Genomic DNA, 26,774 nt, shown 5'->3' on the forward strand with positions numbered 1-26,774 from the left:
CACAAACGAGGTTGGAACACAATGATTCTGGGTTCCAGCCTCGCATTAATAACCTATTCATCATCCATTTTAAGAACAGCTAAGAAAGCATCTTGTGGTATGTCTACGTTACCAACAGCTTTCATTTTTGCTTTACCAGCTTTTTGTTTTTCAAGTAATTTACGTTTACGGCTGATATCTCCACCATAACACTTAGACAACACGTTTTTACCCATAGATTTAATATTAGTTCGAGCCACGATTTTTTGACCTATTGCAGCTTGAACTGGAACTTCGAATTGTTGTCTAGGAATAAGTGTTTTTAATTTTTCAACAAGAGCTTTACCTCGTTCATATGCAAAATCTCTGTGAACGATAAAACTAAGTGCATCTACTTTGTCACCATTTAATAAAATATCCATTTTAACTAAATTACTTTCTTTATTTTCAATAAATTCATAATCAAATGAAGCATAGCCTTTAGTATTAGATTTTAATTGGTCAAAGAAATCAAATACAACTTCTGACAATGGAATTTCATAAACAATATTCACACGGATATCATCTAAGTAATCCATGTTTATAAATTGGCCACGTTTACGTTGACACAGTTCCATAACTGCTCCAACATAGTCATTTGGCACCATCATTGTCGCTTTTACATATGGTTCATAAATCGCTTTAATTCTATCACGTTCAGGCATTTGAGATGGATTATCAACTGTAACTTCTGAACCATCATTCATTTCACATTTATATATAACTGAAGGTGCAGTCGCAATTAATTCTATTCCAAATTCTCGTTCAATTCTCTCTTGAATAATTTCCATATGTAGCATACCTAGGAATCCTGTTCTAAATCCAAATCCCAGTGCTTGTGATGATTCTGGTTCAAATTCTAATGATGCATCATTTAATTGAAGTTTTTCAAGAGCTTCTCTTAAATCGTTATAATCTTTATTATCAATTGGGAACAATCCACAATAAACCATTGGATTCATCTTTTTATACCCTTTTAACGGAGCATCTGCTGGTCTATCTACATGAGTGATAGTATCCCCAACACGTGAATCGTCGACATTTTTAATACTTGCAATAATATATCCAACATCGCCTACTGTAAGTTCTTCAATTGGTAGTTGTTTAGGAGTATTAATCCCAACCTCAGTAACTTCAAACTCTTTTCCTGTTGCCATCATTTTGATACGATCTCCAGCTTTTACAACACCTTCCATTACTCGAATAGAAGAAATAACGCCTCGATAAGGATCGTACTCTGAATCAAAAATAAGAGCTTTAAGCGGTGCACTAGGATCTCCTTCTGGTGGAGGAACAACTTCAACAATTTTTTCTAAGATTTCATCGATACCAATATTTGATTTGGCACTTGCTAACACAACTTCATCTTTATCTAAGCCAATAACGTCTTCTAATTCTTGTTTTACTCTTTCTGGTTCAGCTGCGGGTAGATCTATTTTATTTACTACCGGTAAGAGTTCTAAATCATTATCTAGTGCTAAGTAAACATTAGCAAGGGTTTGAGCCTCGATGCCTTGTGCAGCGTCAACTACTAAAATAGCGCCTTCACATGCAGCTAATGAACGAGAAACTTCATATGAGAAATCGACGTGCCCTGGAGTATCGATTAAATGAAACGTATAAGTCTGTCCATCTTTAGATTCATATTTTAATCTAACAGCATTTAATTTAATTGTAATACCGCGCTCTCTTTCAAGATCCATTGAATCAAGCAATTGATTTTGCATTTCTCTAGTTTCTACAGATTTAGTATTTTCTAAAATTCTATCTGCTAACGTTGATTTACCATGATCAATATGAGCAATTATAGAAAAGTTTCTTATATTATCTCTTCGGTTATAGCGTTCTTGCATATCCATAACTTATCATTCTCGCTTTCGTAAATTTACCCGTATATGTATACATCTTTGACATAATATCGTTTTTAATCATTATTTGCAAATTTAAGAGAAAAGAATCATCATGTGAAGATTCTTTATTTACTTTTAATTTTAAGATTTTTCTTAAACTACATAACAATTATAAAGTGTTGTATAAAGGTTTCCAATAGTTAATATCGTTCTTTTTGTAAATAAATAGGTTTAATGTTAATAAATGATTGCACAAATATTCATGTTTTGATAAAATATTTCTTGTTGTAATCAAAATAAAATTTGATATGCTTAGATCACTTTTAGGAGGTGACAGTAATGCCAAATATTAAATCTGCTATTAAACGTGTAAGAACAACTGAAACTGCTGAAGCACGTAATATTTCACAAAAAAACGCTATGCGTACTGCAGTGAAAAATGCTAAATCAGCAATTGAAAATAATGCTGATAATAAAGCTGAATTAGTTAACTTCGCAATTAAATCAGTTGATAAAGCTGCACACAGTAACTTAATTCATTCAAATAAAGCTGACCGCATTAAATCACAATTAATGTCTTCAAGCAAATAATCATTTAAAAAGTTCAAGCGATTAGCTTGAACTTTTTTTTATTTATAAAGAAAGAATAAATAATTCTAAAATCAGTTGTTTATCCATATATGAAGATTTTAACTTATAATCAGTTTCTGCACATTGATCAATAATATTTAGCAAATGAGTTAATTGATAATGTTTTACTTGATTTAAAGCCAATTTAACTCGGTATGGGTGCACATTAATTGTTTTAGCAATTTGTTGTCCGCTATATCCTTTTCGACTTAAAATTTTACATTGATAATATAATCGATAATTACTTGTTATTAATGCCAATAGTTTAATAGGTTCTTCTTTCATTACTATTAAATCTTTAATAAGTTGAATGGCTTTATATTTTTCCCCTTTTTGTATATATTCAGTTAAAAGAAAAACATTTTGTTCTAAACTTCTATTAATAATCTCTTCAACATCTTTTTTATTTATAGTTGTTCGCTCTCCTAAGAATAAAATAATTTTTTCTAATTCTTGCGAAACTATATTAAAGTTAATACCAGTTAATTCTATAAATAAATCTAATGCATCCTGTTTAATATCTTTAAAATTTTCATGAAGTTTATTTTTTATCCAATTTTTAATCTCTTGTTCAGACATCTGTTCAACTTTAGCTAGCTTGCTTGTCTTTTTTAAAGTCTTAGTAATTTTCTTTCTTTCATCTAATTTATTTTGATACACTTCAAAAATGATAAAGTTTTCTCCATCATATTTTTCTAAAAATTCGTTTACTTGTTCGTTGTTCGGTTGGATATCTTTTGAAACTTTCTCACCTGTAAAAATAAAAGCATTTTTAACAACAATAGCTTTTTTCTCTGAAATAAAAGGCATTGTTAATGCTTCTTCTATAATCTGATTAAAACTTGTATCATAAAGATTATATTTAACATAGTTAAAATCGTCTTTTTTTTCATTTAAGTAACTTTCTACGATTTCATTACTTTTTTTCTCCACTAGTTCTGGCACTTCTCCGTATATAGCCATTATATTATTAGCCATGTAAACTTGCACCCTTTCAAAATTATACCATTAAGTTATTATAGCATTGTGTAATTATTATTCTCTATCATTAACTTCTATTAAAGGATGATATAAGTTGATTATCGAGATTTAAAGTAATTTCTCCATCAGTTTGAGTATTGTAGATATGAGAATTAATTTTCTCTAATTTATCTATCGTTTCGTTATTAGGCAAATGAAAAGTATTATTTTTTCCACTTGAAATCATACTAATTTTAGGTTGTATGATTTCTAAAAAATGTTTTGAACTACTTGTTTTACTGCCATGGTGTCCAACTTTTAGAACATCAATTAACGGTAAATGATATTTCTTTAATAATAAATTTTCATTTTCTTCAATTGCGTCGCCCATCAATAATAATTTGTAATTTTTGTACTCTATTAATGAAATTATACTTTGTGCATTTTTGTCTTCATTGGAATCAATAAAAGCATTTAAAAATGATATTTTAGCTTCTTTCAACTGAATATTATTAGTCTCTAAAACATCAATAACTTTTATATGATATATACTACAAAATGTATGTATAGTTTTAATTTGATCTACTGAATAACTTTTTATATATAAATATAAATTTTTAATTCTTATATTTTGTGCTAAATAAGGAAATTCGCCTATATGATCATTATGTGGATGAGTAAGAATTAAGTGATCAATTTTTGATATTCCTCTAGATTTTAAAGTAGGAATAATATGATATTTCGCAATATTATGATTATCTTTAATCTTCGTTTGAACTACTTTACCACCAGTATCTACCATCACAGTTTCATTATTTTTTGTTTGAAAAAGAAAACTATCACCTTGACCAACATTTAAAGCAGTAAACGTCGTCGCTAATGGTTGATTAGTTAATCTTATAAATATTATAAATAAGATAATTATAATTAAGAATGCTCTATAATTTTTATAACATATAAATATAGTTAGTAGAGTTAATAAAATGAAACAGTAGAGTAGACTTAAATTTGATTGATCAGCAATATTTATTTGGTAATTTCTAAATAAAATGAACGGTTGCATTATTTTATCGTGCAGTTCAAATAATTGATTTGCAACCATATTTATACATCGCAAGTCACTAAAGAAATGATAGAAAGTAAATAGAACAATAGAAAGTGGAAAAATAATGAAAGAATATAATGGGACAAATATTACATTAGAAATAAAACCAATCCATTGAAACTGATTAAAATGGTAAATACTAATAATCATGGATGAAAATTGAGCGATAATTGTTATATAAATATAATTCTTTAAAATTGATTGATTATTAAATAATGGCTTAGAAAATAGTATAAAAAAAGAAATGATGAAAGAAAATTGAAATCCAATGTCATAAGCAAAATTCATATTCCAAATTGTCATAAATAAAAAGACTAACGATAATACACTTATAGACGAAATTTTAAAAGTCTTAGGGATAATAAAAAAAGTAATAGCGGTTAAAACTGCTCTTATAGCACTCGGTGCAAAATTTGTATAAAAAATAAATAGTATTAGTATCATAATAATAAAAATTCGTATGAATAATTTTGGAATATTAAACCTGACCAAACTATATTGAATGATAAAAATAATGGTAGCAACGTGTGATCCACTGACAGCAAGTAAATGATAAATACCTATCGCTTTAACTTTATCTAAGTAATCTGTATCAATTGCACTAGTATCTCCAGTAATTAAAGCTAAGACTCTCTCTGGATATTTTAACGAAGAATGGTATAACTTGTTTTGAATATAATTTAGGTGTTTATCTATAAAACTTATATGATTAACTTTAGTACAATGTTTATTATCTATTTGATCGATATAAACATAGACTTCATTATGAATACTATTTGTGATATTTCCATTAATTTTACATTCTCGATTTTTTAAATCTTTAGCTTTCAATTGTGGACTTTTAAAAGTAAAGTGATAATTATTATGTTTATATTGAAATTGTCCTTTAATAATTTGATTGAATTGTTTTATATCATTTTGAAACGTTACTTTTGAATTTATATTACTGTGGACTTTTAAATTTTGGAGTATAAAATGATTTGTTTTCAAAGTATGGTGTACTTGAAATAAAGCTAGAAAGAAAAAGGATAAAATTAATAAATAGTGGTATAAAGGAATACTCTTTCGATACACAATAATTAATATAATAGCAAATATTAAAATTGAAAATAATTTAAGATGAACCCATAATATACCACTTAAAAAAGAAAGTGCATATAAAACAACTAACATTCTTTAGTTAAAAATTCAGCTATTTTATTAGCAGAAAATGGTATTTTTTCATACTCAATACCTGCTTGATTTAATAATTTAATAGCATATTTATGATTATGATAATCTTTTGCATAGTATATTTTCTTAATACCTGCTTGAATAATAGACTTAGTACAGTTTAAACAAGGAAAATGTGTGACATATATCGTTGCATTATCTGATGATACACCTTGTTTTGCGCATTGTAATAATGCATTCATTTCTGCGTGAATGGTTCTAATACAATGACCATCTTCTATTAAACATCCTACATCAATACAGTGAACTTCTCCTGCTACTGAGCCATTATAACCTCCTGCAATTATTCTATTGTCCTTTACAATTGTTGCGCCTACTGATAGTCTTTGACATGTAGAACGTAATGCAAGCAAATGGCTTTGTGCCATAAAATATTCGTCCCATTTTATTCTATCCATAAAGTTCAACTCCTTAAAAAAATATATATCTATTATAATTTATATTAAAAATTCTTCCAATTTAATTTATGTAGTAAAGTAATCTTTAAGTTTCTCGAAAGTTTTCCCTCCAATTCCTCTTACTTGTTTTAAGTCTTCAACCTTATTAAATTGTCCCTTTTCCTCTCTGTATTTAATAATCTCTTTCACTTTAGTTGGACCTATACCTGGAACATTAAGCAATTCTCTTTCATTTGCTGTGTTAAGATTGACTTTAATACTTTCAGAAGTATCTAAATTACTTTGATTAGTGAGTGTAGCATTTAGTTTCGTTTCATTTTTATTAGGTATATAAATCATTTTTTGATCAGTAAGTTTTTCAGATAAATTGATTTTTGTAATATCAGCATTTTCAGAAACTTTAGCTTTTTTTAGTACATCTTTAACTCTATCGTTCTTTTTCATTTTATAAACATCTGGTAATTTAACCGCTCCTTTGACATCTACATAAATAGTTGAATTTTCTTTAGAAGAAGTGGATAAATTATTATCATTTTTATTTTTATTATATTTTTCATTATTATTAAATTGGCTATTGTTAGCATTAGATGTTGTCATATATTCTGAAGGCTCATTATTTTTCATAAGCATGAGAATCACTATAAAAAGTAACACTACTGCAATTAAAATGATGATATGAGTCTTCCACTTAGTTAACAATTGAATTATTTCATTTCTATACTTAAACAAAAACTCATCTCCTTATATGTATAAACGTATAAGAAGATGAGTTTACTTTATTTTATTTATAAGCAACAAAAAACAATCTGTCACCTTTTTCATTATGATTATTGATGTCAAAGTCTACAAAAGTTTCAATACGATTAAATCCAGTTTGTTTTAACAATCGAATATAGAAATCCTTTTCAAATGTTCTTTGATAATGTGATTCATTAAAACGGTGATAATTACCATTATGCTGTTTTAAAAAGAAACTCATATCATGATAAACACTATAAGGTTCTTCACCCTTTATAGCTTCCCACGCTAAAAATATATCATCATTATCATCAATATAACATTGATTATTAAATGCTGTGTTCATTTTATATATCGTATGAATATCGAATATAAACATTCCTAAATCAGATAAATGATTAAATACACAATTAAACGTATTTACGATATCATCAATATCAGGTAAATAATTCAGGGAATCACAAAATATTGTTACAACATCATATGTTGTATTTAATGAAAAATCGGTCATGTCACCTTCTAACCAAGTAACTTGATTAGATTTATTTGCAGCAATAGATAACATGTCTGTACTTAAATCCATGCCCGTAACCGTGCCAATAGAAGGAAGTAATTGCGTTAAACTTCCAGTGCCACAACCAATATCAAGAATATTTATTGAATCATTAGAAGACATTGTTCTTGTATAATATTTTACAATATTAAACCATTCTTCATAAGGTTGATCTTGAGTAAGCTGATCATAAACTTTACTCATTTCGGTGTATTGCATCATTTTAATATGCTACCTGATTATATGATTCTATTGGAGCATCTTGATAAAGTTTCTCTATATTATAGTAATTGCGTTCATCTTTATGGAAAATATGAACTACTACGTCTGCTAAATCAATTAAGACCCATCTTGCACTTTGATAACCTTCCATACGCTTTACTTCAATATTATTTTCATGTACTTTTTCTTTTACTGCTCTAGCAATTGATTGAACTTGACGTTCATTGTTACCGTGACACACTACAAAATAATCAGTCATATCACTAATACCTTGCATATTAAGAGAAACAATATCTTCTGCTTTTTTATCTTCTGTCGCTGTGACAGCAATATTTAATAATTCTTCTGAATTCATTTAATCATCCTTTATCTTTTGATCACTATAATTATAATAATTTAAACATTCAATTGTAGAACCATAAACAGTAATATCTTTACTAATTAAAAATAACACTGTTCGCTTTGATATTTCATAAATTGTTTTATCTAAGCTACCTTGATTGTATGCCATATCTCTAATTTCTTCAACTCCTGGAGTTTTTCTACCAGGTTCTATATAGTCAGCAATAAATACCAATTTTTCAGTTTTTGTCATTTCTTTACGACCAGTAGTGTGATATTTAATGGCTAATAATGTTTCTTCATCTTCGATGCCATAATCAGCCTTCATTAATGCTGCACATACAGGTCCATGAAGAATTTCACTTCCATAACTTAACAAATTGCTATCTAAATCATGTTGGCGAACGACTTGATACATTTTTCCTAAATCATCATATTTACAATAATCATGTAAAATGCCTGCTAACTCTGCTTTACTTTTATCTCCATCATAGATTTCAGCAAGCTTAACTGCTGTGTCAGCTACTCTAAGAGAATGTTTAAAACGCTTTTCGGGCAATTTATTTTCGATAAGTTTTTTTGCTTCTTTAGTGTTCATAGAATCCTTCCTCTCTAATATATTTACTAACATTTCGAGGGACTAAAATATCAATTGTTTTTTTATCTTTTACACGTTGTCTAATCATTGATGAACTAATATCCATTCTTGGAATAGATATGGAAATCATATTTTCATCAACCTTTTGAATATTTTTTTCTCTATTTACTACTATAAAGATAATCATTTGCTTTAATTCATCTATTTTATACCATTTATCAAGTTGATCATATTGGTCTGATCCTATTACAAAATAAAACTTATCGTAAGGATTTTGGTCAATTAAAGCTTTTAATGTATCATACGTATAACTTTGACCTTTTCTTTCTAATTCTGCATAACAAATATTTCCGAAACCTAACTGCTCGATTACCATATTAATCATTTTGATGCGATAATGAGCATCTAAGTAATCGTTATGTTCTTTAAGTGGAGCCATATAACTTGGTAAAAAATAGAAAACATCCGGTTTAATTTTATGAAATACTTCATTAGCTACTAACATATGTGCAGTATGAATAGGATTGAATTGTCCGCCGTATAAAACAATTTTTTTCATAGAATTATGGTAATGAAATTTCCTTATTTTCTTGAGATTCTCTATAAATGATTATCATTGATCCAATGACTTGGACCACTTCACTATTAGTAGCTTGACTTAGCGTTTGGGCTAAATCGTTTTTATCATCAAAATTATTTTGAAGTATATGAATTTTAATTAATTCTCTATTTTCTAGTGTTTCATCTATTTGACTAATCATATTATCATTAATTCCAGCTTTACCTATTTGAAAAATTGGATCAATGTTATGCGCCAAACTTCTTAAATATCTTTTTTGTTTACCTGTTAGCATAGCATATTATTCTCCTTTTAATTGATTTAAAACTGCTAATTTCATTTCTTTAATTTCAGCATCTTTGCCAGTCCATATTTTAAAGCTCTCAGCACCTTGATATACAAACATATCTAGACCATTATAAATAGGGTTACCCTTCTCTTCAGCTTGTTGTAAAAATGATGTTTTATAGGGAATATAAATGATATCACTTACCAATGTATTCGGTGATAATTGATCGAGACGAATTACACTCTCTTTATTATTATCTAATCCTGCTGATGTTGTATTAATAATAATATCAAACTCATCAAGATATTGTTCAGCTTGTTGTAGGGTAATCGCATTAATATCTAATTTCCAATTATCAAAGCGACTCATTGTTCTATTCGCTATAGTTAATTTAGGCTGTACACATTGTGAAAGTGCAGTTGCAATACCTTTGCTTGCGCCCCCAGCTCCAAGAATTAAAATATATGCATTAGATAAGTCAGGATATACTTGTTTTAATCCTTTTACGTATCCAAGACCATCAGTATTATAACCAATCCATTTATTCCCTTCTATTTTCACAGTATTCACTGCACCTACAGCTTTAGCTTGTTCATCAATATCATCTAAGAATGGAATGATGCGTTCTTTATGAGGAATAGTAACATTAAATCCACTTAAATTTTTTTCAGTTATTATTTCTTTAATATTATCGAAATCTTGAACCGGTATATGCAATGCTTCATAAGTATCATTTAAACCTAAAACTTTAAAATTAGTATTATGCATCACTGGTGATAATGAATGTGAAATCGGATCTCCTATCACTGCAAATTTCATTATGAATCCTCCCTACATAATAGATTGTCTTAAAACAACATCAACACTTTTAGGAACTCGGACAATCACTTTTGCACCTGCTTCGATTGTAATAAAGCCCAATCCAGAAATCATAATGTCACGTTTTTCTTTCCCTGTTTCTAGACGTACAGCTTTCATATCACTTATATTAAATTTTTCTGGATTACTAGGTGGACTTAATAAATGTCCTATTTGCTTTCGCCATAAATCATTTGCCTTTTCAGTTTTAGTTCTATGAATATTTAAATCATTAGAAAAATAACATACAAGTGGTCGTTTCCCACCAGAAACATAATCTATCCTAGCTAATCCACCGAAGAATAAAGTTTGTCCCTCATTTAATTGAAATACACGTTGTTTAATTTCATTCTTAGGAATAATCACTTTTAATTCTTTTTCAGTAACATAATGGGTCATTTGATGCGCTTGTATAATGCCAGGTGTGTCATACATAAAAGTTTTCTCATCTAAAGGAATATCTATCATATCTAATGTTGTACCTGGAAATCTTGATGTTGTAACGACATCTTTTTCACCTACACTTTGCTCAATTAATTTATTGATTAAAGTTGATTTACCAACATTTGTAGTACCAACGATATAAACATCTTGATGATTTCTAAAACGGTTGATTGATTCTAAAAGTGCATCAATACCCCATCCTTTATGAGCTGATATTAATACCACCTCTTCAGCTTCTAATCCATACTTTCTAGCTGTTCTTTTTAACCATTCTTTTACACGACGTTGGTTAATTTGTCTTGGTAAAAGATCTAATTTATTCGCTGCCAAAATGATTTTCTTATTTCCTACAATTCGTTTTAAAGCATTAATAAACGATCCTTCAAAGTCAAAAACATCAACTACGTTAACGATAATCCCTTGTCTATCGGATAATCCATTTAATAAATTTAAAAAATCTTCACTATCCATTCCTACATCTTGTATTTCATTATAATTTTTTAATCTAAAACAACGTTGGCATATAACATCATCTCTAAATAAATTATGTTCTGGCACATACCCAGGTGCGTTTTTATCTTCAGATTGTAAAGGAGCGCCACAACCGATACATTTTAAAGTTTCATCCAATCAATTTTCCTCCCATGTAATATAACCTTTTCTTTTAAAATAGTTTAATAATCGACGTTCGATTATTCTATTTAGTCTAGTTAAAAATCCATCTGTCTTTTTGACAGGAACTACCATGATAGTATATAGACCGTTATTATTGCCACCAAGTACGTCTGTAAGCATTTGGTCACCTATAACGATTGTTTCTTCTGGTTTAATATTCATGTGTTGTATCGCTTTTTTAAAAGCTCTTCCCATAGGTTTTCTAGCTTTAAAGATAAAATCAACGTCTAAGTCTTTCGAAAAACCGGAAACACGTTTTTCATTATTATTTGATACTATTGTAATCGTTAAACCTAAATCATTTGCCTTTTTAAACCATTCTTGTATTTCTTTCGTTGGTGTTTTAACGTCCCAACCTACTAATGTATTATCTAAATCTGTAATAATACCTTTAAAACCAGAATTTGCTAATTTTTCAATATCAATTTGAAATACAGATTGTACATAATCATTAGGCATAAAATATGTTTTAATTAATCCCATTCATTTCACCTTTAAGTTATTTATTTTTTATATTTCATTAACCAACTGTTCAACAATTTTACTTGATGATTGAGCTGCTTTACCAAGAAACTCTTCAAACGACATCTCTGCTTCCCCATTTGCTAAATCAGAAACAGCACGAGTAACGATAAAAGGTAAATTAAATTGATAACAAGTTTGAGCAATAGCCGTTGCTTCCATTTCAACTGCCATAGCTTTTGAAAACTGACGTTTAATTTTTAATCGCTGTTCACTACTACCAATAAAACTATCGCCACTTACAATTTGACCAATTTTAGCGGTTAAATTTTGTTGTTTTACAACTTTTTCAGTTAATTGGAGTAATTGTTGGTTAGCTTCAAATTGAGCTGGCATTTGAGGTATTTGACCGATGTCGTATCCAAAGGCAGTTGCATCTGCATCATGGTACATCACATTATTACTAATTAAAATATCTCCAACTGATAAACTATCATCTAAAGCACCAGCAGAACCTGTATTTATAATCAATGTAGGTTTAAATTTTTCAATTAATAGTGTTGTCGAAATTGCAGCATTTACTTTTCCAATTCCACTTTGTGTTAAGACAACATCTTTATTATTTAGTTGCCCACGATAAAATTTTACATGTGCTACTTCAATCTCATTTAAATTCACTAATTTATGTTTTAAAATCGCTACTTCTTCTTCCATAGCTCCAATAATTCCAATCATATTTACACCTCAACTTTAATCTTAGCACATGTTATTCTAACATAATTTCTAGTTCATCACGACTAACTTTTTTTATTAAATCATCTTGAAAAATATTTAATAAAAAAACTGTCGATACAGTTAAACACTGTCGACAGTTAAATTTTAAATTACATATTTATTTATGGTTAACCTTTCCATAAAGTAGCTAAATCTTGTAGAGACAATACACCTGTTATAATTGTAACAATAACTGCTACAATGCCAAATACTAACATCCATATTGGATGTTTATAATCTCCAACAATTGATTTTTTTCTACTCGCTATCAATATTGCACCCAAAGTAATCGGTAAAATCCATCCATTTATTGCTCCTGCAATAATCAATAAACTAATTGGTTTTCCAATTAATAAGAAAATTATTGTTGAAATCACGATGAAGACAATGACAATCAAATTATTTTTATTAAATAATGATTTGTGTAATGTTTTTAAGAAAGTTGCACTTGTATATGCTGAACCAATCACTGATGACATTGCGGCTGCGAAAATAACAACTCCAAAAATATTTTTTCCTATTGGTCCAATAGCATGTTCAAATACTGATGCTGGCGGATTATCTGCATTTAAAGTGACACCTGTCACTACAACTCCAAGTACTGCTAAGAATAATAATGTTCTCATAATACCTGTAGTTAAGATACCTGCAATAGCTGAACGATTCACAAATGGTAAAAACTCTTTACCTTTCATTCCAGAATCAAGTATTCTATGTGCACCAGCAAATGTGATGTATCCACCTACTGTTCCTCCAACTAAAGTAATGATTGGTAAAATTAATTTAATAGGATGTTCTGGTGCAACTGTATGAACAAGTGCATCACCATAGGGAGGGTTAGATACAACCATGACATAAGCTACTACTAATATCATTATTACTCCTAAAATCATTGAAACAATATCCATAATTTTTTGACCACTTTTACTTACAAATATTAAAATTGCAAAAATGGCTGTAATAGCTGCTCCCCATTTAACATCAAGTCCAAACATTGCATTCAATCCTAAACCTGCACCAGCTATGTTCCCGATATTAAAAGCAAGTCCTCCAAAAGCAATCAATATTGAAATTAAAGTTCCTAATCCAGGTAACACTTTATTTGATACTTCTTGACCACGTAAACCTGTTACAACTAATACGCGCCAAATATTAATTTGAGCTCCAATATCAATTAATATAGATATTAAGATTGCAAAAGCGAAACTTGCATAAAATTCTGCCGTAAACACAGCAGTTTGAGTTAGAAATGCAGGACCGATCGCTGATGTAGCCATTAAAAATACAGATCCATAAAGTAAGCGTCTATGACTTTTTGTAAATTTAAAATTGTCTTTATCTTGTTTTTGATTTAAATTTTCTTTCATTAGAAAACCCCCTTATAAGGATTGAATATCAATGCCTTCTTTCGTTAATTTTTTTCTTATTTGTTCAACAAATTCTAGTGCATGTTTACCATCACCGTGAACACATATTGTATCTGTTTCCAAATCAATTTCTTTTCCATTGCGACTTATCACTTTGTTTTCAGTTACCATTTTCAAAACTTGTTTTAATGCTTCGTCAGAATCAGTAATGACTGCGTCTGGTTCTTTACGACTAACTAATTGACCATTATCTTCGTAACGTCTATCAGCAAATACTTCAGAAGCTGTTTTCAATCCGATTGCTTTAGCTTCAGATATTAATAATGAATTAGATAAACCTACAAGCACTATAGTAGAATCAAAATCGTATACTGCTTTTGCAATTGCTTTTGCAATTGCTTTATTTTTAGCACCCATATTATACAGTGCACCGTGTGGTTTAACATGATTTATTCGTGTTTGGTGTACTTTACAAAATCCTTCTAAAGCACCTAACTGATAAACTATTAGGTTATATACTTCGGTAGGACTAATATCCATCTTTCGACGACCAAACCCTTTTAAATCTGGAAGTCCGGGATGAGCGCCAATACTCACATGATTTTCTTTAGCTAATTTTACTGTTTGATTCATTACATTTTCATCACCCGCATGAAAACCACAGGCTATATTAGCAGATGTAATTAAAGGAATGATATCTTTATCACCTCCAAATGAATAGTTACCAAATGCTTCACCTAGATCACAGTTTAAATCAACTTTCATCATAATTTCACTCCTTTAACTATTTGATGTTTTTCAAGGAATTTAATATCAACTTCTTCTGCATTTCCTTTTGCATATGGTGGGTAACTTAATACTGCATATAGAAAATCAGCCGTAGTAGTGAAACCATCAATTACCATTTCATCAAGTGCCACTTTTAATTTGTTAATCGCAGAAGTTCTATTAGAGTCTTTTACGATAACTTTTGCAACTAGTGAATCATAGTAAGGAGATACTTGATAACCAGCATATAATAACGAATCTACTCTAATATTAAAACCTTGAGGTAAGTGTAGACGTTTAACTTTACCTGGAGTAGGTTGGAATTTCTTTTCTGGATTTTCAGCGTTGATACGTGCCTCTATTACATGACCATTGAATACAATATCTTCTTGACTAAACGGTAATTTATTATGTAATAACAAATATAATTGTGCTTGTAATAAATCTCTATCTGCACGCATTTCAGTAACAGTATGTTCTACTTGTATTCTTGCGTTCATTTCAATAAAGTAATGTGCATCTTCAGTAACTAAAAATTCAATAGTACCAGCACTACGATAATTAGAGGCTTTTGCAACTTTGACAGCATCATTACATATTTTTTCACGTCGTTCTTCAGATAATGCTGCACATGGTGCTTCTTCTATTAATTTTTGATTTTTTCTTTGGACTGAACAATCTCGTTCACCTAAATGAACATAATTTTCTTTTCCGTCACCAATCACTTGAACCTCTACGTGTTTTGCAACAGGAATAAATGCTTCCACATACACACGATCATCATTAAAATATTTTTGACCTTCACTTTTAGCTTCTTTTAATGATTTTTCAAGTTGATTTTCTTCTTTAACAATTCGAATACCTTTACCGCCACCACCGCTTGCGGCTTTTAATACTAAAGGATATCCTATGTCTTTTGCTAATTCTTTAATTTCTTCTACAGAATTTACTGCATCTGTTGAGCCAGGAATAACTGGCACTCCTGCTGAATGAACAGTTTGACGAGCAGTTATTTTATCACCCATCATTTCCATTGTTTTTTTGTTAGGGCCAATAAAGTGAATATCATTTTCTTCAACTTTTTGGGCAAATGTTGTACTCTCCGATAGAAAGCCGTATCCAGGATGAATAGCATTAGAACCTGTGATTTCAGCTGCACCAATAATACGCTCTATATTTAAATAACTATCTAAAGGATTTGCTTCTCCAATGCAAACTGCTTGATCAGCCAAGCTTACATGAAGACTTTTTTCATCACCTTTAGCGTATACTGCAACAGTTTCTATTCCCATTTCTCGACACGCTCGAATGATACGTACCGCAATTTCTCCTCTATTCGCTACTAAACAACGATACATATTTCTGTCCCCCCTTTTACTTCACTTTAACTAGAACTTGATCGTATTCAACGTTTGTACCATGTTCAATAACAATGTCGGTAATCTCACCATCTATATCACTAGTCACTTCATTCATTACTTTCATTGCTTCAACATATCCGATAACATCACCAGATTTAATGTTATCACCTACTTGAATTATAGGATCCGTTAATTCCTTGCTATCTTGTAAGAAAAATGTGCCTACCATAGGAGAAGTAATTGTTTTTGCTGAATCATTTGAAGGGTTATTTTCTGAAATATTTTTATTTTGAGAATGTCCTTCAGATTGTATTACTGGAGTACTATTATTTTGATTGTTACTTTGTTCAGTAAAATCTAATTCGATTTCGTTTTTGTTATCTTTATATTTAAATTTTTTTACATCATTTGATTTTACAAGTTTAATGACTTCTTCTATTTTTTTTATATCCATAACTATCTCTCCTCTGTAATGATTGTAGTCAATTTCTTTGCTGTCGGTCTCATTTCGCTCATATTAAAGGTTGGTGATGTGTTAATTTCAGTTTTTAAATGATTAAAGTGATTTAGATATTGTTCCTGAGCCTTTGTAGCCTCTTCAATCGTTGACCACTTAAATCGAATTAAATCTCCCGGCTTAAATTGAGCAATTTTATTTAAATCCAGTTGAGTGACTGTAGCAATTTTCGTATAGCCACCTATAGTTTGTTTATCATTTAATAAGATAATAGGATTACCATCATTTGGGACTTGAATGCTTCCTAAAGCAACAGGTTCTGAAATAATATCTGCTCCAGTTTTAGGAGGAATACACTCACCATTAAGACGATATCCCATTCTATCAGATTTTTCAGAAACTTTATACTCCATATTAACGAGTTTATTTATACTTTCCTTTGAAAATGCTTCGATTTGTGGACCAGTAATAATATGTATTATATTATCTTCGGGAATAGCATTATAAACTGTTGTTTTGCCCAAGTTTTGTTTGAAAGATGGATTTTCTTTTAAGCATATCAAATCTCCTTTTGATAATGGTCTTCCTTTGTAACCGCCAATTTTACTTCTAGTATGTGTCGAGTAACTTTCTGCTATTGGTTGAATATCTAAAGGATGGCCAAAGAAAATATAACCACGGGCGCCTGCAGTCACTGCTCCAACTTTCAAAATATCGCCTTTACATGCATAAATCACAGTATTAATATCAACTGTCTCTTCATTTAATTTTGCGTTTACATGTGCTCCTGTCAAAATAAATGTATTATCTTTATTGAATTGAAGTGTTGGACCGATAATAGTGTATTCAAGGCTGGGTCCATTATTACCAATTAAAGACTTACCAATTAAATAACTATATAAATCCATAGCTCCAGCACTTGAAAAACCAAGGTGTTGAAAACCAAATCTTCCTTCATCTTGAACAGTTGTGAACATACCAGGTTGAATAATACTAATCGACATGATTTAACACCCACTTTTCTTTATTAAATCGATTTTCTGCTATTTCACTTTGGATGTCGTTAAATGTATTTTCATCAATAGAATAAAACTTGATATAATCCCCCGCTTGATATAAAGACATTTCATTGTCATTGATATCAAATACTTTTAATGGTGTTCTTCCAATAATTTGCCAACCACCTGGTGAATCAGAAGGATATAAACCAGTTTGATTATTTGCTATTCCTACTGACCCTGCGTCAATGTTGACTCTAGGTTCATCTCGACGTGGAGTATGTAAACGAGAATCTAATCCGCCTAAAAATGGAAAGCCAGGCATAAAACCTAACATGTAAACGAGATATTCATTTTGAGTATGGATTTCAATGACTTCATCAGTAGTTAGTTTGTTATGTTTAGCTACATATGATAAATCAGGTCCGACTTCTGAATTATATAATACTGGAATATGTATGATCGTTTTATCTGAAATATCTTTAGCATGTTCACCATTTAACTGCTTTAAATCTAATATATCTATTAATTGATTAAAATTAAGCTTTTTATTATCAAAGCTTATCATAATTGCCCTATATGACGGTATCACATCTTTGATACCATCTATTCTTTTAGCGTGTATATGTTTAGTAACGGATTCAACATCTCTGTAATTACTTTCAGATATTTCTTCTTTAAAATAAAATGCAATTGATTGTTCATTAATAATCTTTATTTCCAAAGATGATGGTCCTCCTTCAATTATAAATAACGTATTTCATTCTATATATTAGTAATATAAAATATCCACGTATTCATAGTAGTTTCATATGTATTTCAAATAGACAATAATAAAAGAAGGCGAGTAATGCATCGATGTAATCGCTTACCCCCTTTCAGTACAAGATATTTATATAATTTGTCTACATTGTTATTTAAGCATATATTTATATTTTTGTCATGTGAAAGTTCTAAAAATTAAATGAATGTACTTGCTTATATCTAATTAATAGTTAAATAATTATAAATATTTAACTATAAAAAAATCCAAAAATCAAAATGATTTTTGGATTTTTTGTTACTTAATATCAACGATTTTAACTTTCATTTCTCCACCATTTGGAAGTGGAACACGAACTTCATCATTTAAACTTTTACCAATAAGTGCTTTCGCCATTGGAGATTCATTCGAAATTTTTCCTTTAAACGCATCTGCTTCTGCAGATCCAACAATTTGATAGCTTTCTTCTTCATCGCCAGGTAATTCGACAAACGTAACAGTTTTACCAATTTGAATAACATTGTTATCACCGTTGTCTTCAATAATCAAAGCATATCTAAGCATGTGTTCAATACGTTGAATATCTTGCTCAATAAAACCTTGTTCATCTTTAGCAGCATCGTATTCTGAGTTCTCAGATAAGTCACCAAAAGATCTAGCAACTTTGATTTTTTCTACTACTTCAGGACGTTTAACTGTTTTAAGTTCTTCTAATTCTTGTTCTAATTTTTCATAACCTTCCTGTGTCATTGGATATTGCTTTTGATTTTCCATAAGTTCATCTTCCTTTTCAACAAGTTAATTTAATTCTGAAAAAATACATACTATTCGTTAATGCTTACCAACAAGCGTTTGTATTTTTGTTGTCATTATATCAATTGCTACCTTATTACTTCCACCTTCTGGAATAATAATATCAGCATATTTTTTTGTTGGTTCTATAAATTGATTATGCATAGGTCTGACAACATTTAAATATTGGTTAATAACTGATTCCATTGAGCGCCCTCGCTCTTTTGTATCACGTACAAGTCTTCTTAAAATACGTAAATCAGCATCAGTATCAACGTATATTTTAACATCCATCATATCACGTAATGTTTTATTTTCCAAAGCAAATATACCCTCTACGATAATAACATCTTTAGGTTCAAATGCAATTGTTTCATCACTTCTAGTATGATTTTTATAATCATATGTTGGAACTTCCACCGCTTGACCGTTACGTAAATCCTTTAAATTACTAATCAGTAAATCATTATCAAATGCAAAAGGATGATCATAGTTAGTTTCAAGACGTTCTTCAAATGTTAAGTGCGATTGATCTTTATAATAATAATCTTGAGCAAGTAAAGCAACACTATGGCCTTCTAAATTTTTCATTATTTCATTTGTAACAGTTGTCTTTCCTGATCCTGAACCGCCAGCGATTCCGATGATTGTTGTCTGTGTCATTAGCCAATTTCCTTTCTCATCATATTATTAGGATAAATAGGATGATCCACTTTAATTTGAACAATTTGAAGAGGATGACGTGCTGCATCAAGGTGGTTTCCTTCTTCATCATAAATGACATCAATAACCTGTTTAAATGATTCAATTTCAGGTCCAAAAAATTCAATTTCTTGGCCTGGTTTAAAGTGATTTCTTTGTTGTATTGTAGCAATATGAGTTGCTTCGTCATAATCTAAAACTAATCCACAAAAATCATATGGTGACTTTTTATTTTGTTGAACACCAAACATTTGCTCTTCATATCCAGGCGTTCCTTCAAAGAAAGCAGGTGCTGTATCTCGATTAGCACATTTGTCTAATTCAATTAACCACTCTGGTTTAATTTTAAAATTATCTGGATCTTCTGCATATGCATCAATAACCTTACGATAAACTGATACTACCGTAGCAATATAATGAATAGATTTCATTCGCCCTTCAATTTTTAAAGAATCTATACCAATATCCATCATTTGAGGAATAGACTCAATTAATTTTAAATCTTTTGGACTCATAGCAAAAGGCACAACATCGCCATCTTGATAAAATAAATCTAATTCCCCCTCTTCATCAACAGCTAGTAAATCATAATCCCAACGACAACTTTGGCAACAACCACCTCTGTTAGAGTCTCGTGCTGTCATGTGATTACTTAAAGTACATCTACCTGAATAAGCAATGCACATTGCACCGTGAATAAAGGCTTCTATTTCGATATCAACATTGTCTTTCATTTCTTTCATTTCCATAGCGCCTGTTTCACGAGCTAATACTACTCGATCAAGTCCTTCTTCTTTCCAGTATTCCACAGCTTTGTAATTAGAAAGAGATTGTTGTGTTGAAAGATGAATTTCTAATTTAGGAGCTACTTTCTTACATGTTTCAATAATAAGTGGATCAGCTACAATAATTCCTGTTGCACCTGTAGCTTCTAATTGACGTAAATAATCTTCTAAACCGTCTATATTTTCATCATGAGCGATAATATTAGTCGTAACATAAATTTTTGCACCATAACGGTTTGCAAATTCAACGCCTTCTTTAATTTCTTCCATTGTAAAGTTATCAGCGTTAGAACGTAACCCGTATTCTTGTCCACCTAAAAATACTGCATCAGCACCATAGTGAACCGCAATCTTTAACTTCTCTAAGTTTCCAGCAGGCGCTAATAATTCAGGTTTTTTTATTTTTCTTTTAGCATTTACTTCCATTTCATTTAACGTCTTCATACTGGCGCCTCCCTTAATATACTGTTTGTTTATATAAGAACCCTTCATCAAACGGACGATGTTCAGGTTGAATTTCTTCTATTGGATCAATTAACATAAATTTTTCATCTTCATAAGCTTCTGGATCTTCATGATATAAGTCAATGGCTTCTCTATATTGTGCTGTAACAGTATTAATGTATGCTTCACTTTGTAAGATACCATCAATTTTAAATGAATCGATATTTGCTTCAAAGAATGGCTCTAATTCTTCAATTAAACAGATATCATTAGGAGACATAATATGAGTACCATTGTAATCTTCAAAAACAGGATATTTATTTTCTCTTTCTTCATCGTACAATAATAAATCTTGATCATTTTCACTACGTTGGATTTTCATTTGTCTATCTTGAAAAGTGTAATAATTACCCAATAACATACGTTTAGATTGGAACATACAAGTCATACCGTGAACCTGAACTTCAATTTCAACATTTGCATGTTTTTTGATATTTAAAATTTCATCTAGATTTAATTCACGTGCTAATACAGCTCTTTTAGCGCCTTTTCCACCCCAATAATTACATTGGAAATAATTCGTAACAATTGTTTCTGCATCCCAATTTAATGGTATCGGATTATCTTGTTTTTTAACATACATCACGACAGCAGGATCACCAAAAATTATTCTATCCACTCTTATTTCATGTAAAAATTCAATATAGTTTTCTAAGGCATTTAAATGATAATTATGAAAAATACCATTAACTGCCACATATACTTTTTTATCATGTTCGTGTGCTAAATTAACTGCTTTTCTAACATCTTCACGATTAAATTCTCCAGGTAATCGCAATCCAAATTTTTGTTCTCCAATCACAAATGCATCAGCACCGAGTTCTATCAATGTTTTCATATGATTTAAAGATTTTGGAGTGACAAGTAATTCAGTCATATTCATTCTCCTTTAATAGATATGGCTAAACCATCATCCATATTTAAAAAATTTGTTTTATAGTTCTTTTGTTTCATAAGCCAAGTATTATATTTTTGTACCTTTTTTACCATTTGCTTAACGTTTCTTGATCGTACAATATCTATATTAGATACAAATCCATGATACAAAACGTTATCAGTAATAACTAAGCCACCTTTTTTTAATAACGGTGTATAGTATTCAAAAAATTTTTGAGATTGCGCTTTAGCTGCATCGATAAATATCATATCATATAAATGATTGCTCACTTTATCGTACTGTGATAGCGCATCGCCCTCTATAAGGCGAATTTGATTTTCGTATTCAAATTTTTTAAAATTAAGTTTTGCTTGTTTTATCATATTCTCATTACGTTCAATAGTAGTAATAGAAATATCTGGTGAAACAGAAGCAAATTGCATCGAACTATATCCAATAGCAGTTCCAATTTCCAAAATATTTTTCGAATGATGAATTCTAATTAATTGTTTTATCATGTCTAAAGTTAATTTATCTACTATAGGAACAGCGTGTTCTTCTGCATAAAATCTTAGCTCTTCAATATTATTATCTAACTGTTCATGAAGATTTAATAAATAGGATTGATTTGATTCCACTTCTATAACTTCCCTTTTAATATCAATAGGCATAAAAATAAATCAGTCAACTAATATTACATTATTTAAAATAAAATAATAAACCTACTTTATATTTTAATGTATAAATATAGTAACTGACTGTATATTTAAAAATTTATGCTTATAGTAATTTAACTTTAAATATTTTATCATAATTCTAAATTAAATTTAAGTCTGAAATATTAAAAATCTCTAACCAAAGTACATTGATTAGAGATTTATTATTAACAAAAGACTGTTTATTCTTCCATATTTGTATTTACAACTTCTTCAATCATATCCCATTCTTCATCTGTTTCGATAGGAACAAGTTTACCACCATCACCAGATTCATCTGGTTCATTAATCATTGGAATGAGCTCAATCATGTCATCATCATCAGATTGAGCACCTTCTTCAGCTAAAATAACATACTCTTTTTTAAATTCTGGATGATAAAATTCTAGCATTTTTCGATATAAAACTTCATTTCCATTTTCATCGAATAAAGTTAATAATTCTTCTTCATTACTAATATTTAATTCTGTATTATGATTGTGATTATGTTCAGTCATAATGATATTCTCCTTTATTGAATTGAATCTAAATAGCCTTGCAGTATGAAAACTGCTGCCATTTTATCAATTACTTTTTTTCTTTTTTGTCTTGAGACATCAGCTTCTAATAATGAGCGCTCAGCAGCCATGGTACTTAAACGTTCATCCCACATAATAATTTCAATATTTGGTAAAGCCTCTTGAAGCAATTCTTTGTATTTAAGAGATGCTTCTCCACGAAAACCAATAGAATTATTCATGTTTTTCGGTAATCCTATGACTACTGAACCAACATTATTGTCTTTTATGATTGAAACCAGTCTATCAATACCAAATTCTTCATTTTCTTCATTTATTCTTAGAGTGTCTAGTCCTTGAGCAGTCCAGCCCATCAAATCACTAATTGCGATACCTACAGTTCTACTACCTACATCTAATCCTAAAATTTTATGACTTAACATTTATTTATTATTCTCTTTTAAGTAGTTTGAAACGAGTTCTTCCATAATTACATCTCTATCAATATGTCGTATTTGATTACGTGCATCATTTTGACGTGGAATGTATGCAGGGTCTCCTGAAAGTAAATAACCAACAATTTGATTTACAGCATTGTAGCCTCGTTCTTCTAGAGTTTGATGTACGTTTTTTAAAACTGTTTGGACATTTTCTTTTGGAATTTCATCATAATCGAATTTCATAGTTTTATCAATATTTTCCATAGATGCGACACTCCTCTGACATGTATTAACTTACATATTAATTTTACACCAGTTGATTAAAAAGTTATAGGTTTTTAATATAATCTTTAATAAAGCGTAATGATTCTGAGATGTTTTCAGGTTGTGTGCCGCCACCTTGTGCCATATCTGGACGACCGCCACCTTTTCCTCCTACAATTGGAGCCATGTTTTTAATGATATCTCCGGCTTTAACCTGACTTGTAAGCTCTTTAGGTACAGCGGCAATTAACGAAACTTTTTCACCAACATGACTTGCTAAAATAATAATTGTATCTTGTTGTTTTGATTTAAAATCATCCATTGTTTGACGGATTTCTTTTGGATTAGATACTTCTACCTCTGTAGCTAATACTTTAAATCCATTAATCATTTCTACTTGATCCTCTATATTACCCATTTTAAGTGAAGTAATTTCCTTATTACGTTGCTCTAATTGCTTATTCAATTGTTTTTCATTTTCTTGAATTTGAACAACTTTATCATAAACTTGTTTATCTGATTTTACTTTAAGTTGTTCTTTGACAGAATTAAATTTATTCTGAATATCTTCAAAATATAAGAATGCAGCTTTACCGGTAAGTGCCTCAATACGTCTAACACCTGCGCCTGTACCTGATTCGCTTACAATTTTAAACAACCCTATTTCAGCAGTATTATCTACATGAATACCACCACATAATTCAATTGAAAATGGAGCCATATTGACTACTCTTACAATATCACCATATTTTTCACCAAATAGAGCCATAGCACCCATTTCTTTAGCTTCTTGAATAGGCATTTCTTGAATATGAACTGAAATTCCTTTCCAAATTTCTTCATTTACTCTTCTTTCAACTTGATCAATCTCTTCTTCTGTCATTGGACCAAAGTGAGAAAAGTCAAATCTTAATCGTTCACTTTCAACGAGTGAACCTGCTTGGTTAACATGTTCACCTAAAATCTCTTTTAATGCAGCATGTAGTAAGTGAGTGGCACTATGATTTTTTTGTATATCTTTACGTTCTTCTTTATTTACAGTTGCATCTACATGACTATTTACACTTACTTGTCCAAATTGAACTGTACCTTGATGTAAATTTTGTCCATTTGGTGCCTTTGTAACTTCTTGAACGGCTATTTCGAAATGATCATTTCCTACTGTTCCTTTATCTGCAACTTGTCCACCACTTACTGCATAAAATGGTGTTTCTTTTAAGATAAAGTAAACTGTTTCTCCAGCCTCAGCAGATGTAACAGTTTTACCATTATAAATTAAATCTGTTAAAATTGTTTGATATTCTGTTGTTTCATATCCAACAAATTGACTTTCAGTATTAATATTTTTTAAAACATCACTTTGAACTTGCATAGATTGTGAACTTTGTCTAGCTTCTCTCGCTCTAGTACGTTGTTGTTCCATTTCAGTTTCAAATGTTGCCATGTCGACTGTAATACCTTCTTGACTTGCTAGTTCTTCAGTTAACTCAATTGGGAATCCATACGTATCATATAATTTAAACGCATCTGAACCATTAATCTGATGTGTAGATTCTTTTGCTTGCGTAATGAGTTGATTTAATATAGATACACCCTCTTGAAGTGTTTCATGGAAACGTTCTTCTTCAGATTTAATAACACGTTTAATAAAATCCGATTTTTCTTTTACATTTGGATAATATGGCTCCATAATGTCAGCAACGATATCAACCAATTTATACATAAATGGCTCATTAATGCCAAGCGTTTGACTAAAACGTACAGCACGACGTAAGAGACGACGTAAAACATAACCGCGCCCTTCATTTGCAGGTAAAGCGCCATCAGAGATTGCGAATGAGATTGTTCTGATATGATCGGCGATGACTTTAAATGCTACATCTTGTTCGTTATTTTCAAGATATTTTTTTCCTGATATATGCTCTACTTCTTCAATAATTGGCATAAATAAATCTGTTTCATAATTGGTACGAACATTTTGGGAAATAGACGTCATACGTTCTAATCCCATGCCGGTATCAATATTTTTATTTGGAAGTGGTGTATAAGTATGATCCTTATTATGGTTATATTCACTAAATACTAAGTTCCATACTTCTAAATATCTCTCATTTTCACCGCCAGGATACATTTCTTCTGCTGGATCATTTTGACCATATGCTTCACCACGATCATAGAAAATTTCGGTATTAGGTCCTGATGGTCCTTCTCCAATATCCCAGAAATTCCCTTCAATTCTAATAATACGACTTTCTTCTAAACCAATATCTTCATGCCATAAACGATAGGCTTCAACATCTTCTGGATGAATCGTTACATATAGCTTCTCTGGTTCCATTCCCATCCATTTGTCACTAGTTAAAAATTCCCAAGCAAATTCAATTGCTTCTTTTTTAAAATAGTCACCAATTGAGAAGTTTCCAAGCATTTCAAAGAAAGTATGATGACGCGCAGTAAAACCTACGTTTTCAATATCATTTGTTCTGATTGCTTTTTGAGAGTTCACTATTCTAGGCTTTTTAGGTGTTTCTCGTCCATCAAAGTATTTTTTTAAAGTTGCAACACCAGAGTTTATCCAAAGTAACGAATCATCGTCAATAGGCACAAGTGGTGCAGATGGTTCTACCATATGACCTTTTTCAACAAAGAAATCAATATATTTTTGACGTATATCACTTGCTTTAAGTTTTTTCATTTTTTCACTCCTAATATAATTAATACATTTATAAATAAAAAAACGTTCATCCAACAAAGGGACGAACGTTTTCGCGGTAC

Annotated in this window: 30 protein-coding genes; 1 reads left to right on the top strand and 29 read right to left on the bottom strand. The window is 30.2% G+C overall.

The window, feature by feature from the left end:
• Positions 1-53: 53 nt before the first annotated feature.
• Positions 54-1,877, bottom strand: a complete 1,824-nt coding sequence (gene lepA / locus HMPREF2647_RS01620; RefSeq protein WP_017176204.1) for a translation elongation factor 4 — start codon at positions 1,875-1,877, stop codon at positions 54-56.
• A 330-nt stretch (positions 1,878-2,207) separates the two neighbouring features.
• On the opposite strand from lepA, the gene rpsT reads away from it, so the two are divergent.
• The gene (gene rpsT / locus HMPREF2647_RS01625) at positions 2,208-2,459 is read left to right on the top strand and encodes a 30S ribosomal protein S20 (RefSeq protein WP_017176203.1); all 252 of its coding nucleotides are present in this window, start codon (positions 2,208-2,210) and stop codon (positions 2,457-2,459) included.
• 42 nt (positions 2,460-2,501) lie between these two features.
• On the opposite strand, the gene holA is transcribed toward rpsT, so the two are convergent.
• The 28 genes from holA to alaS form a co-directional block, all read right to left on the bottom strand.
• Positions 2,502-3,476 carry a DNA polymerase III subunit delta gene (holA, locus tag HMPREF2647_RS01630; RefSeq protein WP_017176202.1) on the bottom strand — a complete coding sequence of 325 codons (975 nt, stop codon included), beginning with the start codon at positions 3,474-3,476 and terminating at the stop codon, positions 2,502-2,504.
• A gap of 70 nt (positions 3,477-3,546) precedes the next feature.
• Entirely contained in the window at positions 3,547-5,553 is a 2,007-nt protein-coding gene (locus HMPREF2647_RS01635) for a DNA internalization-related competence protein ComEC/Rec2 (RefSeq protein ID WP_242228114.1), read from the bottom strand.
• Positions 5,554-5,729: 176 nt separating this feature from the next.
• Positions 5,730-6,194, bottom strand: coding sequence for a ComE operon protein 2 (locus tag HMPREF2647_RS01640; RefSeq protein WP_017176200.1), 465 nt, complete (start codon positions 6,192-6,194; stop codon positions 5,730-5,732).
• A 66-nt stretch (positions 6,195-6,260) separates the two neighbouring features.
• A complete protein-coding gene (locus HMPREF2647_RS01645) occupies positions 6,261-6,923 on the bottom strand; it encodes a helix-hairpin-helix domain-containing protein (protein WP_019834857.1) in 663 nt (220 codons plus the stop codon).
• Positions 6,924-6,975: 52 nt separating this feature from the next.
• Positions 6,976-7,707 carry a class I SAM-dependent DNA methyltransferase gene (locus tag HMPREF2647_RS01650; RefSeq protein WP_017176198.1) on the bottom strand — a complete coding sequence of 244 codons (732 nt, stop codon included), beginning with the start codon at positions 7,705-7,707 and terminating at the stop codon, positions 6,976-6,978.
• Position 7,708: 1 nt separating this feature from the next.
• Positions 7,709-8,062: a ribosome silencing factor gene (gene rsfS / locus HMPREF2647_RS01655; RefSeq protein WP_002449779.1), complete on the bottom strand. Its 354-nt coding sequence runs from the start codon at positions 8,060-8,062 to the stop codon at positions 7,709-7,711.
• A complete protein-coding gene (gene yqeK / locus HMPREF2647_RS01660; RefSeq protein ID WP_017176197.1) occupies positions 8,063-8,647 on the bottom strand; it encodes a bis(5'-nucleosyl)-tetraphosphatase (symmetrical) YqeK in 585 nt (194 codons plus the stop codon).
• Complete coding sequence (locus HMPREF2647_RS01665) at positions 8,637-9,206, bottom strand: nicotinate-nucleotide adenylyltransferase (RefSeq protein WP_002449696.1); 570 nt, start codon at positions 9,204-9,206, stop codon at positions 8,637-8,639. Before HMPREF2647_RS01665 ends, yqeK begins: the two co-directional genes overlap by 11 nt.
• Before the next feature lie 4 nt (positions 9,207-9,210).
• Positions 9,211-9,501, bottom strand: coding sequence for a ribosome assembly RNA-binding protein YhbY (yhbY, locus tag HMPREF2647_RS01670; protein WP_017176196.1), 291 nt, complete (start codon positions 9,499-9,501; stop codon positions 9,211-9,213).
• Positions 9,502-9,507: 6 nt separating this feature from the next.
• The gene (gene aroE, locus HMPREF2647_RS01675) at positions 9,508-10,314 is read right to left on the bottom strand and encodes a shikimate dehydrogenase (RefSeq protein ID WP_017176195.1); all 807 of its coding nucleotides are present in this window, start codon (positions 10,312-10,314) and stop codon (positions 9,508-9,510) included.
• 12 nt (positions 10,315-10,326) lie between these two features.
• On the bottom strand, positions 10,327-11,427 hold the full coding sequence (gene yqeH / locus HMPREF2647_RS01680) for a ribosome biogenesis GTPase YqeH (protein WP_037541052.1): 1,101 nt from the start codon (positions 11,425-11,427) through the stop codon (positions 10,327-10,329).
• Positions 11,428-11,955: a YqeG family HAD IIIA-type phosphatase gene (locus HMPREF2647_RS01685; RefSeq protein WP_017176193.1), complete on the bottom strand. Its 528-nt coding sequence runs from the start codon at positions 11,953-11,955 to the stop codon at positions 11,428-11,430.
• 27 nt (positions 11,956-11,982) lie between these two features.
• Positions 11,983-12,669, bottom strand: coding sequence for a 5'-methylthioadenosine/adenosylhomocysteine nucleosidase (locus tag HMPREF2647_RS01690; RefSeq protein ID WP_017176192.1), 687 nt, complete (start codon positions 12,667-12,669; stop codon positions 11,983-11,985).
• Positions 12,670-12,836: 167 nt separating this feature from the next.
• A complete protein-coding gene (locus tag HMPREF2647_RS01695; protein WP_017176191.1) occupies positions 12,837-14,075 on the bottom strand; it encodes an NRAMP family divalent metal transporter in 1,239 nt (412 codons plus the stop codon).
• Positions 14,076-14,087: 12 nt separating this feature from the next.
• Complete coding sequence (pxpA, locus tag HMPREF2647_RS01700; RefSeq protein WP_048680291.1) at positions 14,088-14,840, bottom strand: 5-oxoprolinase subunit PxpA; 753 nt, start codon at positions 14,838-14,840, stop codon at positions 14,088-14,090.
• Positions 14,840-16,201 carry an acetyl-CoA carboxylase biotin carboxylase subunit gene (locus tag HMPREF2647_RS01705; RefSeq protein WP_017176189.1) on the bottom strand — a complete coding sequence of 454 codons (1,362 nt, stop codon included), beginning with the start codon at positions 16,199-16,201 and terminating at the stop codon, positions 14,840-14,842. Before HMPREF2647_RS01705 ends, pxpA begins: the two co-directional genes overlap by 1 nt.
• A 16-nt stretch (positions 16,202-16,217) precedes the next feature.
• Complete coding sequence (locus HMPREF2647_RS01710; RefSeq protein ID WP_019834850.1) at positions 16,218-16,658, bottom strand: acetyl-CoA carboxylase biotin carboxyl carrier protein; 441 nt, start codon at positions 16,656-16,658, stop codon at positions 16,218-16,220.
• A 2-nt stretch (positions 16,659-16,660) separates the two neighbouring features.
• Positions 16,661-17,665, bottom strand: coding sequence for a 5-oxoprolinase subunit C family protein (locus tag HMPREF2647_RS01715; protein WP_019834849.1), 1,005 nt, complete (start codon positions 17,663-17,665; stop codon positions 16,661-16,663).
• Positions 17,655-18,383, bottom strand: coding sequence for a 5-oxoprolinase subunit PxpB (pxpB, locus tag HMPREF2647_RS01720; protein WP_048761568.1), 729 nt, complete (start codon positions 18,381-18,383; stop codon positions 17,655-17,657). Before pxpB ends, HMPREF2647_RS01715 begins: the two co-directional genes overlap by 11 nt.
• Before the next feature lie 336 nt (positions 18,384-18,719).
• Entirely contained in the window at positions 18,720-19,196 is a 477-nt protein-coding gene (gene greA / locus HMPREF2647_RS01725; protein ID WP_017176185.1) for a transcription elongation factor GreA, read from the bottom strand.
• A 57-nt stretch (positions 19,197-19,253) separates the two neighbouring features.
• Positions 19,254-19,877: a uridine kinase gene (gene udk / locus HMPREF2647_RS01730; protein WP_017176184.1), complete on the bottom strand. Its 624-nt coding sequence runs from the start codon at positions 19,875-19,877 to the stop codon at positions 19,254-19,256.
• Entirely contained in the window at positions 19,877-21,145 is a 1,269-nt protein-coding gene (locus tag HMPREF2647_RS01735; protein WP_019834847.1) for a peptidase U32 family protein, read from the bottom strand. The genes udk and HMPREF2647_RS01735 overlap by 1 nt, the downstream gene beginning before the upstream one ends.
• A gap of 13 nt (positions 21,146-21,158) precedes the next feature.
• Positions 21,159-22,082 carry a peptidase U32 family protein gene (locus HMPREF2647_RS01740; RefSeq protein WP_017176182.1) on the bottom strand — a complete coding sequence of 308 codons (924 nt, stop codon included), beginning with the start codon at positions 22,080-22,082 and terminating at the stop codon, positions 21,159-21,161.
• A 2-nt stretch (positions 22,083-22,084) separates the two neighbouring features.
• Positions 22,085-22,720: an O-methyltransferase gene (locus HMPREF2647_RS01745; protein WP_025987143.1), complete on the bottom strand. Its 636-nt coding sequence runs from the start codon at positions 22,718-22,720 to the stop codon at positions 22,085-22,087.
• 260 nt (positions 22,721-22,980) lie between these two features.
• Entirely contained in the window at positions 22,981-23,295 is a 315-nt protein-coding gene (locus HMPREF2647_RS01750; protein WP_017176180.1) for a DUF1292 domain-containing protein, read from the bottom strand.
• Positions 23,296-23,309: 14 nt separating this feature from the next.
• Positions 23,310-23,738, bottom strand: coding sequence for a Holliday junction resolvase RuvX (ruvX, locus tag HMPREF2647_RS01755; protein ID WP_017176179.1), 429 nt, complete (start codon positions 23,736-23,738; stop codon positions 23,310-23,312).
• Positions 23,739-23,999 (bottom strand): IreB family regulatory phosphoprotein, encoded by a 261-nt coding sequence (locus tag HMPREF2647_RS01760; RefSeq protein ID WP_002448947.1) that lies wholly within the window; start codon positions 23,997-23,999, stop codon positions 23,739-23,741.
• 64 nt (positions 24,000-24,063) lie between these two features.
• Complete coding sequence (alaS, locus tag HMPREF2647_RS01765; RefSeq protein WP_019835422.1) at positions 24,064-26,694, bottom strand: alanine--tRNA ligase; 2,631 nt, start codon at positions 26,692-26,694, stop codon at positions 24,064-24,066.
• Positions 26,695-26,774: the final 80 nt, after the last annotated feature.

It is taken from the genome of Staphylococcus sp. HMSC035D11 (assembly GCF_001836075.1).
Taxonomy (GTDB): Bacteria; Bacillota; Bacilli; order Staphylococcales; family Staphylococcaceae; genus Staphylococcus; species Staphylococcus hominis.